12 protein-coding genes are annotated in these 13,966 nt (G+C 75.0%); 4 read left to right on the forward strand and 8 right to left on the reverse strand.

From position 1 onward, the window contains the following. Positions 1-5: 5 nt before the first annotated feature. The 5 genes from ACFV1W_RS11285 to ACFV1W_RS11305 all read right to left on the reverse strand — a co-directional run bounded on the left by ACFV1W_RS11285 (position 6) and on the right by ACFV1W_RS11305 (position 5,094). Entirely contained in the window at positions 6-1,493 is a 1,488-nt protein-coding gene (locus ACFV1W_RS11285) for an NADH-ubiquinone oxidoreductase-F iron-sulfur binding region domain-containing protein (protein WP_380415270.1), read from the reverse strand. Then, on the reverse strand, positions 1,490-2,410 hold the full coding sequence (locus ACFV1W_RS11290) for a hypothetical protein (RefSeq protein WP_380415272.1): 921 nt from the start codon (positions 2,408-2,410) through the stop codon (positions 1,490-1,492). The genes ACFV1W_RS11285 and ACFV1W_RS11290 overlap by 4 nt, the downstream gene beginning before the upstream one ends. 329 nt (positions 2,411-2,739) lie before the next feature. Further along, complete coding sequence (gene pcp / locus ACFV1W_RS11295) at positions 2,740-3,384, reverse strand: pyroglutamyl-peptidase I (protein WP_380415273.1); 645 nt, start codon at positions 3,382-3,384, stop codon at positions 2,740-2,742. A gap of 22 nt (positions 3,385-3,406) precedes the next feature. Further along, positions 3,407-4,381: a DUF979 domain-containing protein gene (locus tag ACFV1W_RS11300; RefSeq protein ID WP_380415275.1), complete on the reverse strand. Its 975-nt coding sequence runs from the start codon at positions 4,379-4,381 to the stop codon at positions 3,407-3,409. Continuing rightward, entirely contained in the window at positions 4,378-5,094 is a 717-nt protein-coding gene (locus ACFV1W_RS11305; RefSeq protein WP_380415277.1) for a DUF969 domain-containing protein, read from the reverse strand. Before ACFV1W_RS11305 ends, ACFV1W_RS11300 begins: the two co-directional genes overlap by 4 nt. Before the next feature lie 158 nt (positions 5,095-5,252). Here ACFV1W_RS11305 and ACFV1W_RS11310 point away from each other — a divergent pair, with 158 nt between their 5' ends. The 4 genes from ACFV1W_RS11310 to ACFV1W_RS11325 are packed head-to-tail and all read left to right on the forward strand — an operon-like array spanning position 5,253 to position 8,405. After that, a complete protein-coding gene (locus tag ACFV1W_RS11310; protein WP_380415279.1) occupies positions 5,253-6,047 on the forward strand; it encodes a GntR family transcriptional regulator in 795 nt (264 codons plus the stop codon). Further along, positions 6,044-6,826 (forward strand): LamB/YcsF family protein, encoded by a 783-nt coding sequence (locus tag ACFV1W_RS11315; RefSeq protein WP_380415281.1) that lies wholly within the window; start codon positions 6,044-6,046, stop codon positions 6,824-6,826. Before ACFV1W_RS11310 ends, ACFV1W_RS11315 begins: the two co-directional genes overlap by 4 nt. 40 nt (positions 6,827-6,866) lie before the next feature. Further along, on the forward strand, positions 6,867-7,490 hold the full coding sequence (locus tag ACFV1W_RS11320; protein WP_380415283.1) for an allophanate hydrolase subunit 1: 624 nt from the start codon (positions 6,867-6,869) through the stop codon (positions 7,488-7,490). A gap of 54 nt (positions 7,491-7,544) precedes the next feature. Next, entirely contained in the window at positions 7,545-8,405 is an 861-nt protein-coding gene (locus tag ACFV1W_RS11325; RefSeq protein WP_380415285.1) for a biotin-dependent carboxyltransferase family protein, read from the forward strand. A 10-nt stretch (positions 8,406-8,415) separates the two neighbouring features. Here the strand turns inward: ACFV1W_RS11325 and ACFV1W_RS11330 are convergent, their stop codons facing one another. From ACFV1W_RS11330 to ACFV1W_RS11340, 3 genes are all read right to left on the reverse strand, one after another. Then, positions 8,416-9,465, reverse strand: coding sequence for a glycosyltransferase family 2 protein (locus tag ACFV1W_RS11330; protein ID WP_380415286.1), 1,050 nt, complete (start codon positions 9,463-9,465; stop codon positions 8,416-8,418). Positions 9,466-9,735: 270 nt separating this feature from the next. Continuing rightward, positions 9,736-10,338 (reverse strand): superoxide dismutase, encoded by a 603-nt coding sequence (locus ACFV1W_RS11335; protein WP_380415288.1) that lies wholly within the window; start codon positions 10,336-10,338, stop codon positions 9,736-9,738. Between the two features lie 332 nt (positions 10,339-10,670). Further along, complete coding sequence (locus ACFV1W_RS11340; protein ID WP_380415289.1) at positions 10,671-13,880, reverse strand: type 2 lanthipeptide synthetase LanM family protein; 3,210 nt, start codon at positions 13,878-13,880, stop codon at positions 10,671-10,673. Positions 13,881-13,966: the final 86 nt, after the last annotated feature.

Genomic DNA, 13,966 nt, shown 5'->3' on the forward strand with positions numbered 1-13,966 from the left:
CCCGGTCAGCCGCGGCGGCGGATCCGCAGGGCGAGTGCGGGGCACTGGTTCACCGCACGGCGGGCACCGTGCTCCTGCCAGGCGGCGACGGGCATGGTGGTGGACACCGGGTAGCCGTGCGGGCCCAGGCGGATCAGGTCCGGGGCGAGTACGGCGCACAGTCCGTGGCCCGCGCAGCGGGACCAGTCGACTTCCAGCGTGGCCTCGTTCCGGCGCGGGAGGGGCAGCACCCCGCGCACCGGTCGGCCGCAGCCCGCGCCGGCGGTGTGCAGGCCGATGTCCTCGGCGAAGACGTCGAGCGCGGACAGGACGAACCGGGCCGTGCCGTCCGGGTGGGAGCAGGCGCCACCGCCCTGGGACGTGGTGACGGCGTGGCGTGCGGTCTCCAGGGCGTCCAGGGCTGCGGACCCGCCGCCCGCGGCCGCCAACGCGGCGAGGGCGTCGGCGGCGGCCGGCAGGCCGCGCTTGCAGGGCCCGCACTGGCCGGCCGACTCCGCCGCCAGCCAGGCCGCGATCCGGGCGATCTCGCCGACCGCGCAGACCTCGGCGGGGAGCACCGCTATCGCGCCCGCGCCGAGCGTCCCGCCGACGGCCGCGAGCCCGGCGTTCGACAGCGGCGCTTCCAGAGCCTCGCGCGGGTCCAGCCAGGCACCGTGGTAGCCGCCCACCAGCACGCCGACACCCGGTGCGACGCCGCAGGCTTCCAGCACCGTGCCCAGCCGGGTCCCGCTCGGGGCCTCGACCACCAGCTGATCGGCGCCCGCCCGGTTGACGGTCAACAGAACGGTCCCGGGCTCGTGGACACCGACGGAGGCGTAGGCGTCCGGGCCGATGCGGGCCGCGACGGCGAGCTGGGCCCAGGTCTCGGCATTGGCCAGCAGCGTCGGGCGTCGGCGCACGCCCCCGTTCCCACCGTCGGCCGCCCGGGCCTTCACGGTCGGCGGCAGGACGGGCCGGCCGTTGATGCCCCGGATCAGGGCGCCGGACTCGCCGGAGACGAAGCGTTCGGGCACGCACACGGTCCGGGCCGGGCACGGGAGGTCGGTCCGCTCCGCGAGGGCGGCGGGGATCGAGACCTCCCCGGGGCCGCCCGCGGCGACGCCGATCACGAGCTCCTCGGCCCCGAGGGCGGCGGCGGCGAGGCGGGCGCCGTCGATGACGAGATGGGGCGCGCGGGAGAGCAGCATCCGGTCCTTCGCGCTGGGCGGCTCGCCCTCGGCGCCGTTCACCACGACGACCGGCGGAGCGCCGGTGCGGTCGGCGGTGGCCAGGGTGGCCCGTGCCTTGCGGGCGAACGGGAAGCCCGCGCCGCCGCGGCCGCGCAGCTCGATGCGGTCGGCCACGGCCAGCAGGCCGTCCCGGTCGAGGTGCGGAAGCGACCCGTGGACGTCGGTGTGTGCGGCCAGGTCGAGCCGGTGCCGGCGGTCGAGACCGGCGGTCAGCAGTGCCGGCCCCAGTCGGCGCACCTGAGGCAGCTCCAGGGCGGTGCTCACTGGGCACCCCCCGACCGGGCCAGGCCGGGCAACGGGGGCACGGGCGGTCCGGCCGTTCGGGCGGCCTGCCCGGGTCGGCGGTACGCCTGCCCCGCGTGCCGGGCCCTCCCGCGCGGTGCCGGGACGGACAGGTGGGCGAGAGCGGCGAAGGGCTGGGCGGCGGGTCGGTGCGCCTTGACCGCGCGTCGGTGTCGCACGCCGGTCCTGCGACGGCCGGCGAAGGCCAGGGCGCGGACCAGGAGCGCGAGCGCCACGACGGCCGCGCACAGCCCGTAGCCCCACACCACCCAGGCGTGCGCCTGCCGGCCCGCCGCCAGCCCGTGGGCCAGGGCGATCGGCCAGCACGCGTACGCCGTCGCGTGCAGGACGCGCCACAGCCACGGGCGGCGGCTGCCCGCGAACCGGCCGCGTACCGCGCCGGTCGCGGCGACCAGCACGAGCAGATCGGCGGCGATGGTGCCCAGGCCGACCGCGAGCCCCGCGCCGCCGCTGAACGGGAGCACGGCGGTCTGCGGCGCGGCGTGGCGCTCCATGACCTTGACCGCGATGTGGGTGGCCAGGAAACCCAGCGCCGCGACGGCGGTCGCCCGGTGCACGGACTGTACGGCGACGCGCAGCCGGGGAGTCAGCACCAGCCGGTCGGTGGCGACGAGCCCGCCCACCACGGCGCCGGTCAGCGTGAGGAGGGTGAAGACCCCGGCGAAGTAGTCCAGGAAGCCCGTCACCCGGCCGACCGCCACGGCCGCCGCTCCAGCCGCTCCCGCCGCCGGAAGGTGACCGCCGGCCGGGAGCACGGCCGCACAGATCCCGCCCGACGCGCAGCACAGCAGCACGGCCGCCCCCAGGAGCGGCACGGACCGCCGAGGACGACGGAGCGGGTTGCGGCGGTGCTTGAAGCGCGGGCCAAGGACTGTCATGGGTACCTCTGAACGTCGGCCCCCCGAGTTCTGCCCGGGTCTTACGGGTGCCACGTATTGTTAGCGGGCGATCGAACCCGTGACAACCCTCCCGCTACGACGCGGGGCAGTAGCAGGCGCCCCGCCCGGACGCTCCTCGTGCGGCGCGGAGTGCGGAACTCCTCCCACGACCGGCCGTAGTGGAGACCGGAGCCGACGTGATCCGCCTCACGCCGCCTGGCCACGGGCCGGACCACGGCGGCGGTGCCCTGCGGTGCAGCGCCGCACGGCGGTGCACCGCCGTGCGGCGCCGAGAGGTGCTCCCGCCCGGCCCCGGGGCACCGCGGCATTCAGTGGGTCGCCCCCTCCGGGACGCGGAGATCGGTGGTGCGGGTCGCGGCGGCGGTGAGGAGGGCGCGCAGGGCATGGGCGACGGTGTCGGCGGGGAGGGAGGGCGTGGAAACGTCGAGGACTTGCGAGGGCAGGGCGGGTATGTGGACGAACCCTCCTCGTGCGGTGGGGAGTTCGTCGGCGAGCAGGTGCATCAGCGCGTAGAAGACGTGGTTGCAGACGAAGGTCCCCGCGGTGTGCGAGAGGGAGGCGGGGACGCCGGCCTCCCGGGCGGCGGCGACGCAGGCCTTGACGGGCAGGGTCGCGAAGTAGGCCGCCGGGCCGCCGGGGACGACGGGCCGGTCGACCGGTTGACGGCCCGCGTTGTCGGGGATGCGGGCGTCGTCGACGTTGATGGCGACGCGCTCGACGGTGACGTCCGGACGGCCGGCGGCCTGGCCGAGGGAGATCACCAGGTCGGGGGCGAACGCCCTTACGGCGGTGCGCAGTTCCTCGGCCGCTTGGCCGAAGACGCAGCTCAGCCTGGCCGCCGTGACCGCCAGTCCCTCGGGCGGGGTGGCGGCGACGAGACGGGCGACCTCCCACGACGGGTTGACGTCGGCGCCGCCGAAGGGTTCGAAGCCGGTGAGCAGGACCCTGGTCACGGGGCCGCCTTTCCAGGAACGGTCAGAACGCGAAGAACGACATGATGGCGATGTTGCAGACCAACAACGCGCCGGCGGTGGGGGCTTGGGCCTTGATCGGCCCGTACTGGTCCCTGAGTTCGAGCAGCGCCGCCGGGACGAGGTTGAAGTTGGCCGCCATCGGCGTGACCAGGGTGCCGCAGAAGCCGGCCAGCATGCCCACCGCCAGGACCACGGCCGGGCTGCCGTGCAGTTGGGTGACCAGGATCGGCCAGCCGATCGCGGCGGTCATCACCGGGAAGGCCGCGAAGGCGTTGCCCATGATGATCGTGAACAGCGCCATGCCCAGGCAGTAGACCGCCACCGCCGCGTACTTGCTGCCGTCCGGCAGGAAGTGGGTGGTGAGCTTGCCGACCTGGGTGCCGACGCCGGCGCTCTGGAAGATCGAGCCCAGGACCGCGAGGAGCTGGGGCAGCAGCAGCGCCCAGCCCATCGCCTCCAGCAGCCCGCGGCCGGAGCGCAGGGCGACGGCCGGGTTGCGCTCGCGGGTGAGCAGCAGCCCGAGGCCCAGGGCGACGACCGTGCCGATGCCCAGCCCGAGCAGGGTCTCGCTGCCGGTCTGCAGCAGCACTCGACCGCCGCCGCCCAGGTGCACGCCCTTGAGCAGGGTCCCGCAGGCCAGCGCGACCAGCGGGAGCGCCAGTGCGGGGATGAACAACCGGTTGCCCAGGCGCGCGGCGGAGGCGGCCCGCTGTTCGGGGGCGGCGGCCGTCGAGGTGCCGCGGCCGGTGAAGCCGAAGCCGGCCAGACAGATCATCGCCAGGACGGCGACGCCCAGCGGCGCGGCGGGGGCGCTCTTGTCGGCGACCCGGGTGCCGTAGACGAAGCTCGCGCCGAGCAGGCCCCAGAAGGCGGCGCTGCCGTGGCGCCTGGGGTTGCCGCGGTCCAGCGCCATCTGCGCGGCCATCGCGATGAAGACGGCTCCGACCAGCCAGTACAGCCACTCGACCTTGATCACTTGCTCGGCTCCTCGATGCGGACGGCGGTGGTGGCCGGCCCGGCGGCGGACAGGTCCCGGGCGAGGGTGTGGTCCAGGCGCAGCAGGCGCGCGCCGTGGACGAGGGTGGCGCAGACCGCGGTGGGGACGGCCCACAGCGCGAGCTGCACCGGCTCCAGGTCGGTGTGGTAGGTCGCGTTGACGAAGCCGGTGATCAGGAGGATCGAACCGACGGCGAGGAAGCAGTCCTCGCCGAAGAACAGGCCGACGTTGTCGGCGCTCGCGGCGAGGGAGCGCAGGCGTTCGCGGGCCCTGTCGGTCAGCGTGCCGTGGCGGCGTTCGGCGGCGGCCTCGGCCATCGGGACGACCATGGGCCGTACGGCGGGCGCCGGTCCGCCGAGGCCGGTGAGGCCGAAGGCGGCGGTGAGTTGGCGGAGCACCAGGTAGACGGCGAGCACGCGGCCGGCGCTGGCCCTGGCCAGCTTGTTCATCAGGGCGCGGGCCTGTTCCTGCAGGCCGTGGCGCTCCAGCAGGCCGATCACGGGAAGGGTGACGGCGAATACGGTCACCGAGCGGCTGGAGGCGAAGCCGGTGCCGAAGGCCTCCAGGACCTTCAGCGGGCTCATCCCGCCGAGCAGCCCGGTGAGGACTCCGGCGACGCCGACCACGAGGAGCGGATTTCGCCGGGTGGCGAACCCGGCCACCACGACGAGGATGCCGAGCAGAACGATCACGTTCCTGACCGCCTTTCGAAGGGGCCTCCGCCCCGAGGACGGCCGCCTGGGGCAGCACGGGCGGAGGAGGTCGCGACCGGGTTGGCCGCGACCCTGCGGGGGTTGCCGTGAGGCTAGGGGATTGTGGAACAATCCGACAAGAGTTCAGGAGGTGGAACGTGACCGGGGTTTTCGACGCACTCGCGGCCGACCGTGGCCGGCTCGAACGCGCCAGCGCCGCCCAACGCGTGGCCGAGGTGCTGCGCGACCACATCACCGAGGGCCGGCTCGCCCCCGGCACCCGGCTGTCGGAGGAGGCGCTCGGCGAGGCACTCACCGTCTCGCGCAACACGCTCCGCGAGGCGTTCCGGCTGCTGGCCGACGAGCGGCTGGTCGTGCACGAGCTGAACCGCGGGGTGTTCGTCCGGATCCTCGAACCGGCCGACGTCGCCGACATCTACACCCTGCGCCTTGCCCTGGAGACGGCCGGGGTGCGCGCCCTGCGCAGCGCGGCGCCCGAGCGCCTGGCCGCCCTGCGGGCCGCGCTGGAACGTGCGGAGGCCGCCGAGGCGATCGGCGACTGGGTCGCCGTCGGCACCGCCGACCTGCACTTCCACCAGGCCGTCGCGGGGATCGCCGGCAGCCGTCGGATCGACGAGTGCATGGCCCGGCTGATGGCCGAACTGCGTCTGGCCTTCGCGGCCGTCCCGTCGGCGCGGGGGCTCCACGCGCCGTTCCTGCGCCGCAACCAGACGCTCACCGGGCTGCTGGAGTCGGGCGAGATCGACGACGCGGAGGTCGAGCTGACCTGCTACCTGAACGACGCCCGCGCGGTGATCGTCCGCGCGATGACGGACACTGCGATGGCGAACGGCCCGGCGACGGACGACCCGGTGACGGACGGCGTGGCGGTGAACGACGCGGTGACGGACGGCGCGCCGGTGAACGGCGCCATGACGGACGGCGCGAGATGAGATCCGCCGAGCGGCCTCCCGGGACGGTCGTCGACCTCAACGCCGACCTCGGCGAGGGCTTCGGCCGCTGGACGCTCACCGACGACGACGCACTGCTGTCGGTGGTCACCAGCGCCAACGTCGCCTGCGGCTTCCACGCCGGGGATCCGAGCACCATGCGGCGGGTCTGCGAGCTGGCCGCGGCGCGGGGCGTACGGATCGGCGCGCAGGTCTCCTACCGGGACCTCGCCGGGTTCGGACGACGCGCGATGGACGTCCCGCCGGACGAGCTCGCACACGAAGTCGCCTACCAGATCGGCGCGTTGCAGGTGTTCGCGCGGGCGGCCGGGGCGCGGGTGGCGTACGTCAAGCCGCACGGCGCGCTGTACAACCGGACGGTGCACGACGAGGAGCAGGCGGAGGCGGTGGTCCGCGGCGTCGGGCTGGCCGCACCGGGCCTTCCCGTCCTCGGGCTGCCCGGCTCGCGGCTGCACGAGGCCGCCGGTCGGGCCGAACTGCCGGTGGTCGCCGAGGCGTTCGCCGACCGCGCCTACACCCCGCAGGGCACGCTCGTCCCCCGCCGCGAGCCCGACGCCGTCGTCCACGACCCGGAGGCCGTCGTCCACCGCTCGGTCGCCATCGCCCGGGACGGCGAGGTCACCGCGCGCACCGGCGACCGGATCCGGCTGCGGGCGCGCTCGCTGTGCGTGCACGGCGACACCCCCGGGGCGGCGGACCTCGCCCTCCGGGTCCGAACCGCGCTGCGGGCGGCCGGAGTTCGGATCGAGGCGTTCGCATGAGCGGCATCGAGCACAGCGGGAGACGGACGGGGTGGACGGGATGAACATCCGGGTCCTGCGGGTCGGCCTCGACGCGCTGCTGGTCGAACTGGACGGCGCCGACGAGGCGGTCGCCTTCCACGCCGAACTCGCGCGCCGCCGCGCGGCCTCCGAACTCCCGCCCGTCACCGAGGTCGTGCCCGCCGAACGGACCGTGCTGCTCGACGGCGTGGCCGACCCCGGGGCCCTGGCCGCCGAACTGGCCGGCTGGCGCGTACCGCCGCTGCGGGCGACCAGTGAGGAGAGCGTGACCGTCCCGGTGCGCTACGACGGCGCCGACGTCGCGGAGGTCGCCGCGCTGTGGGGCGTCGCCGAGGAGGACGTCGCACGCATCCACTCGGCGACCGAGTTCCGGGTCGCCTTCAGCGGCTTCGCCCCCGGCTTCGGGTACCTGACCGGTCTGCCCGAGCGCTACCGGGTGCCCCGGCGGGCCGTCCCGCGCCCCGCCGTCCCTGCCGGGTCGATCGCCCTCGCCGGCCCGTACACCGGCGCCTACCCGCGTTCCTCCCCCGGCGGCTGGCAGCTGATCGGGCGCACCGACGCGGTGCTGTGGGACCCGTCCCGGGAACCCGCGGCCCTGTTCAGCCCGGGGACCCGGGTCCGGTTCGTGATCGAGGAAGCGTGACCGGGGAAGCCCGGTCGAGGACGACCTGCCCGAAGGAAGCGTGATCGAGAGCGCATGACCGTCACCGTGATGAACGCAGGCCTGCTGACGACCGTCCAGGACCTCGGCCGGCCCGGGCACGCGCACCTGGGCGTGCCGCGCTCGGGCGCTCTCGACCAGCCCGCTCACCGCCTCGCCAACCGCCTGGTCGGCAACCCGGCGACGGCGGCCACCCTGGAGACCACTGTGCTCGGCTGCGCGGTGCGGGTGGACTGCGCGGTGACGGCTGCCGTGGCCGGCGCGCCGTGCGCCGTACGGGTCGACGGGCGGCCCGCCGCCTGGGCCGCCCCGGTGCGGCTGCCCGCCGGGGCGCTGTTGGAGGTGGGCCCGGCGACCCGGGGCGTGCGCAGCTATGTCGCCTTCGCGGGCGGGATCGCCGCCGCGCCCGTCCTGGGCAGCCGCTCGACGGACCTGCTCTCGGGGCTGGGCCCGGCTCCGCTGACCCCCGGGGACGCCCTGCCCCTCGGCGAGCCGACCGGCCCGGCCGCCGGGGCGGACGTGGTGCCGACCCCCGCGCCGCCCGACCCGCTGCTCCTGCCCGTGGTGTTCGGGCCGCGGGACGACTGGTTCACCGCCCGTTCGCTCGCCGTCCTGACCGGCTCCGGCTACCGCGTCTCCCCCACCAGCAACCGGATCGGCCTGCGTCTGGACGGCCCGCCGCTGGAGCGCGCCCGCGGGGGCGAACTCCCCAGCGAGGGCATGGTCCTGGGCGCGGTGCAGGTCCCGCCCGACGGCCGTCCGGTGGTCTTCCTCGCCGACCACCCCACCACGGGCGGCTACCCCGTCATCGGCGTCGTCCCCGCCACCGCCCTCCCGGCCGTCGCCCAGGCGGCGCCCGGCACGCCGGTCCGCTTCACCCCGCTGGGTCGGCGGTAGCGCCCCCGGCTCAGCGGCGCACGGCGGCGGCGCGGCGGGCGGCGGCCTGGCGGGTGCGGCGGACGGCGCGGTGGAGGCGCTGGACGGCGATGAAGCGGTTCATCGCGTCGGCCAGGGTGAGGCGGTACTTGAGCCGGAGCTGGGCGTTGAGGTCGGCGACCCGCTCGGGGCCGATGGCGTTCAGGAGCCGGCTGACGTGCCGCTGGTAGACCTCCCAGTAGTTGCGGTCGCCGTCCGGGATCGACCAGAAGAACATCGGGATCTCCTCGACCAGGCAGTTGCGGTCGTAGGCGCTCAGGTACGGGGCGAACCGGGGCTCGGGGCGGGCGAGGAGCCACTCGCGGACGAGCTCCATCGAACGGACCCGGTCGATCAGGCCGCGCGGGTCGGTCTTCTTCTGGGTGATGGAGAGGGCGCCGTCCTCCCGGACCCGCCAGTGGTAGATCGGCTCGGCGAGCACGTCGACCCGCTCGGCGAGGAAGTGGTGGGGGACGCTGACCGGGGCGTCCTCGTACAGGATGCCCTCGGGGTACCGGAGGCCCGCGGCGTCGAAGAAGGAGCGCCGGTAGACCTTGTTCCAGGCGGTGCGGTCGGTGACCAGCGCGGGCAGTTCGCTGACGTGGGTGCGCAGCCGGGTCTCGCGGAACGGTCGGCGGTGGGCGTGCGAGGGGCTGAGGCCGGTGGTGCGCAGACGCATCGCGTTGCCGGCGACGAAGTCGGAGCCGGTCTCGTCGAGCGTGCTGATCATCAGCTGGTAGGCGTGCGGCGGCAGGGTGTCGTCGCTGTCGACGAAGGCCAGGTACTCGGTGCCGGGAGCGAGGTGGCGCCAGCCGGTGTTGCGGGCGGCGCCGAGGCCCTTGTTCTCCTGCCGGACGAGCCGGAAGCGGCCGTCCCGGGCGGCGTACGCCTGGGCGAGCACGGGGCCGTCGTCGGTCGACCCGTCGTCGACCATGACGCACTCGAAGTCCTCGAAGGTCTGTGCCGCGATCGAGTCCAGGCACTCGCCGAGGTAGCGCTCGACGTTGTAGATCGGGACCACGACGGAGAGGCGCGGAGCCATCGAACGACCTTTCGCTCAGGAGCGGGCGGACCGGTCCGCGGGCCGGTCGGCCGGTCGGCCGCCGACCGCCGGTGACCGGCGGTGGTCCGAGCGTAGCGACCGCCGGGCGGTCTCGGGCGAACGGCGGGTGGCGGCGAGTCTTCGGTTCGGTGTGACTGCCGTGCCCGGGGCCAACGCGTGTCAACGGCCGTGACGGGCAGCAGCGGTGGGAACCGCGGGGGACGGCCCCGGACCGCCCGACCGGTCCGGGGCCTCCTGCTCGATCGGCGCTCAGGCGCCCTTGACGGCGGCGAACCGGGTCGAGACGTCCTGCCAGTTGACGACGTCCCACAGACGGGTGACGTAGTCCGGCCGGACGTTGCGGTACTGCAGGTAGTACGCGTGCTCCCACGCGTCGAAGGCCAGCAGCGGGGTGGTGTTCTGGCCCACGTTCCCGTGGTGGTCGTAGACCTGCTCGACGATCAGGCGCTGCCCGAGCGGCTCCCAGGAGAGGATGCCCCAACCGGAGCCCTGGACGCCGGTGGTGGCGGTTGAGAGCTGCTTCTTGAAGGCCTCGAAGCTGCCGAAGTGCTCGGTGATGGCGTCGGCCAGCTCGCCCTCGGGGCGGTCGCCGCCCTCCGGGGAGAGGTTCTGCCAGAACAGCGAGTGCAGCACGTGGCCGGACAGGTGGAACGCGAAGGTCTTCTGCAGCCCGACCAGGCCGCCGAACTGCTCCTTGTCGCGCGCCTCGGCGAGCTGCTCCAGGGTGTCGTTCGCGCCCTTCACGTACGCGGCGTGGTGCTTGGAGTGGTGCAGTTCCAGGATCTCGGCGGACATGGCCCGCTCAAGCGCGGAGTAGTCGTACGGCAGGTCGGGAAGCTGGTAGGTGCCCATCAGGACACGGCCCCTTTCGGCGGGTTGAGCGATGACGATCGTGCCGGGACAACACTATTGCGTATGACTTGCAGGAGCGAAGTATGAGCGCCTGCTTATTCCTCACACTCCGTCCGGCACAATGGTCCCCGAACGTGTCTGTCATGACCGATGAGGGTGAGTGCCACCCTGCGGGTGCCGCCGCCGCGGCTGTGCGCCGACAACGGCGCGCTGGCCGCGGCGATCGGCGACCTGCTGGTGTCGCCTTCGTAGCCGTCCGCGGCCCCGTGGGCCCGGTCGGCGGTTTCGGTGGCTCGGGGCGGGTACGGAGGAGGTGGCGGCGGGGCCGGGGATCAGTGCTGCCTGGGCGGTTCGAGGACCAGGACGGCGGGGGTGGCGTCGGGGGCCGCCAGGCGGAGGAGGCCGTACCCGATGCCGGCCAGGCCGACCATCAGGGAGGGGCTGTGGACCCCGTGCGGCAGGCCGCAGGCCCAGCCCCGGGTGTCCAGGTCGTCCAGGGCGGCGCGGGCCCGGCGCCGGGCGGCGGACCGCCGGCGGTCGCCGGCGAGGTGGAGCGCCTCCAGGTTGCCGAGATCGCCGTGGCAGAGTGAGGAGTTGTGGCCGAAGCCCTCTCGGAGGACGGCGTCGAGAGCGGTGTCGCGTTCGGCGAGGAGCGGCTCGCGTTGCTCTGGCAGGAGTTCGGCGAGCGCGGTGCGGGCCAGGGCGATGCCCGAGGCGCCGTGGCACCACAGCGCGGGGTACGCGGGCGCACCGTGCTCCTCGCGGACGTCGCGCCAGTTGCCCTCGGTGGCGTCGAACAGGGTTCGTTCGTATTCGACCGCGGCGACGGCGAGCCGAGCGAGCCGGGGGTCGCCGAGGCGGTGTCCGGCGTGGGCCAGGGCCCAGGCGATGCCGGAGCCGCCGTGGGCGAAGCCCGCCAGGGGGCGGGTCGCGGTCTCGGCAAGGGACGCGGGCAGCCAGCCGGCGCCGCCGTCGGGGTGCGGGGCCGCGGCCCGGCGGAGCCGTTCGGCGCAGGAGGCCAGCGCGTCGGTGACGGCGGGGCCGGGGCGGACGGCCGCCCAGGCGAGCAGGCCGCCGATGGTGCCGGCGCTTCCGGCGAGCAGGTCGTACTGGGTGTCCTCGCCGGCGGTGGCCGTGACGCGGTCGAGCACGAGGGCACCGAGCGAGTCGAGTTCGGGATCCGGGTGGTGGGCGGCGAGCTGGGCGAGCGCGTACAGTACGCCGCCGGTTCCGGACAGGCCGCCGCCGAGGCGGTCGGCGCGCCGCCGAATCTGGTGACGGAGCGTCACTTCGGCCGCGGAGGCGGCCTCGCGGTGCGAACGGTCACCGGTGGCCAGGGCGAGCTGGTGGAGGAAGAGGGTGATGCCCGCGGTGCCGCTGTACAGGTCCGGGCCGAGTTCGGCGGGGGCCCAGCGGCCGGGCGGCGCCCAGTTGGGGCCGGCCCAGGCGAGGTCGGCGCTGCCGCGGTAGGCCTCGCGGAGCAGCTGCTCACCGGCTTCGACGGCCTTGGCGAGGGCGCGGGCGGCGAGGTCCTCCCCCGGTTCGATGGGCGCGTCGGAGCGGGCGGTGGCGACGGCCCGGCCCGGTTCGCGGGCCCCGTCCGCCGTGGTCACCGAGAGCCGCAGCAGCTGGAGCTGGCGGGCGAGGTCGTCCTCGCCGAGGCCGTCCGCCTTGGCGAGCGCGAGTTCGAGCGCGGGCCGGTCGGTGACGCCCGGGATCGGTGCGCCGGTGGAGGAGCGGGCGTCGACGCCGTCGGGGCGGATGGTGAAGACCGGCACGTCGCCGCGCCAGAGGTCGGCGCGCTCGTGTTCGACGAAGGCGAGCGTCTGCTCCTCCCAGGCGGCGAGCGCCCAGAGCCGGTCGAGGTGGCGGTCCTGGTCGAGGGCGTCGCGGAGCAGGTCGGGGTGGCAGGCGGTGTTGAGCAGGGTGCGGTACTCGAAGGTGTCGCGGCGCAGCAGGCGGGTTTCGTCGGCCGCGAACGCGCCGATGAGCGCACGGAGTCGCGGCTTGTCGGCGGCGAGCAGCCGGTAGGCCTCCGTGAAGCCGGCCTCCAGTTCCGCCAGGTGGTCGGCCGGTCGCAGCGGCTGTCCGGCGGGCACCGGCCGGCTGCCGGGGGCCTCGACGGGCATCCGCCGGTACTCCAGCCGGAGTTCGTCCGTCCCCTGGTCGACCAGGACGGGCACGGGCCGGGGCGGGAGATTGGCCGGGTCCCAGCCGAGGGCGGAGATGTCGGCGCCGCCGTTGCCCTCGTCCCACATGCGTTCGGGGAGCAGGCCGGAGCGCAGCACCGAGTGCCGGGCCTGGTGGCGGGCGAGCCGTTCGGATTCGGACAGGTCCTTGGCGGGCTCGTGGAGGTCGGGGTGGAGGAGGGCCTCCAGGTCGATGAGGACGGGCTGGTCCCGGACGGCGAGCAGGTTCTGGGCGTGGCAGTCGACCGCGTCGAGGACGTACATCAGCGCGACGAGGGTGCCGGCCCGGTGGTAGAAGTCGCTCAACTCGCTTTTGCTAGCCGCTGGTTCGGCGGTGACGTGGGCGACCCAGCCGTAGCCCTCGCCGGCCAGGTGGGCGAGGTCGCGCAGGGGCAGCCGCAGCTGGGGGTTGAGCCAGTGCAGGATCTGCTGGAAGTGGGTCTCGGCGCCGAGCGGCCGGGGCTTGTAGACGAGTCGGACGCCCTGCTCGAAGCGCAGCGAGCTGACCGTGGCGCCGCCGCGGTGCGGGTCGCCGAGGCCGGTGGCGAGTTCGGTGAGCCGGCCGAGCGGCCGGCCGTCGGCGAAGGTGCGGGCGAGGGCCGGGAGGTCGGCGGTGAGGCGGCTGAACAGGGTGAGGGTGGTGCTCGTCCACTGTTCGGCGAGGGTGGTGAGGCGCAGGGCCAGGACCGGGTACTCGGCGAGGAGGCGGAGCGCCTGCTCGGGTCGGGTGAGCCGGTCGAGGAAGTCGCGGTAGCGCCGCTCGGGGGTGTCGGCGGTCAACTCGCCGCTCAGCCGGGCGACATGGAGTTCGGTGATGACGGTCCGGGTGGCCATCCCGTGGGCGGTGGCGGTGAGTGCGGGCAGGGCGAGCGCGGCCAGCTCCTCGGGGGCGCCGAGGGACGGGGCGTCCAGTGCGGCGAGTCCGGCGCACAGGCGGTCGCGGGCGGCGGCGAGCAGCGGGGTGACGAGCCGGGCGAACTCGTGCTCCTCGGGAATGTCCAGGGTGCCGGCGCGCTCGAACGCGGCGGTGAGCCGCTCGGCCCACGGGTGGGTGCCCAGGCGGGCGGCGAGTGCGTCGGGGTGCTCGGCGAGGAGGGCGTGCACGGCGTCCGGGTCGAGTCCGTCGGACGCTAGGCGGCGGGCGAACCAGTCGGCCCGGTCGAACGGCGCCTGGGCCCGCCAGCGCTCCAGCTTCCGGGCGGCGCGCTCGGCGCGTTCGGTGCGGTCGGCGCGGTCCTCGTCACCGGTGCCGGTGCCGGTGCCCGCCGGGTGGAGCCCTTCCGGCGTCCGGCCTCGGGCGTTCAGCGGGACGGCTCGGGCGGCAGCCCGTAGGAATTCGGACGCGTCGACCACGGGGCGGTGCTGCCTCTCTGGAATGCACGGTTGCACTGGTTGCGCCGGTAACGCCGGTAACGCCGAATGCCCGTCCGGCACGGGCC

Origin of the sequence: Kitasatospora sp. NPDC059648 (genome assembly GCF_042734825.1) — a bacterium.
Lineage (GTDB): Bacteria > Actinomycetota > Actinomycetes > Streptomycetales > Streptomycetaceae > Kitasatospora.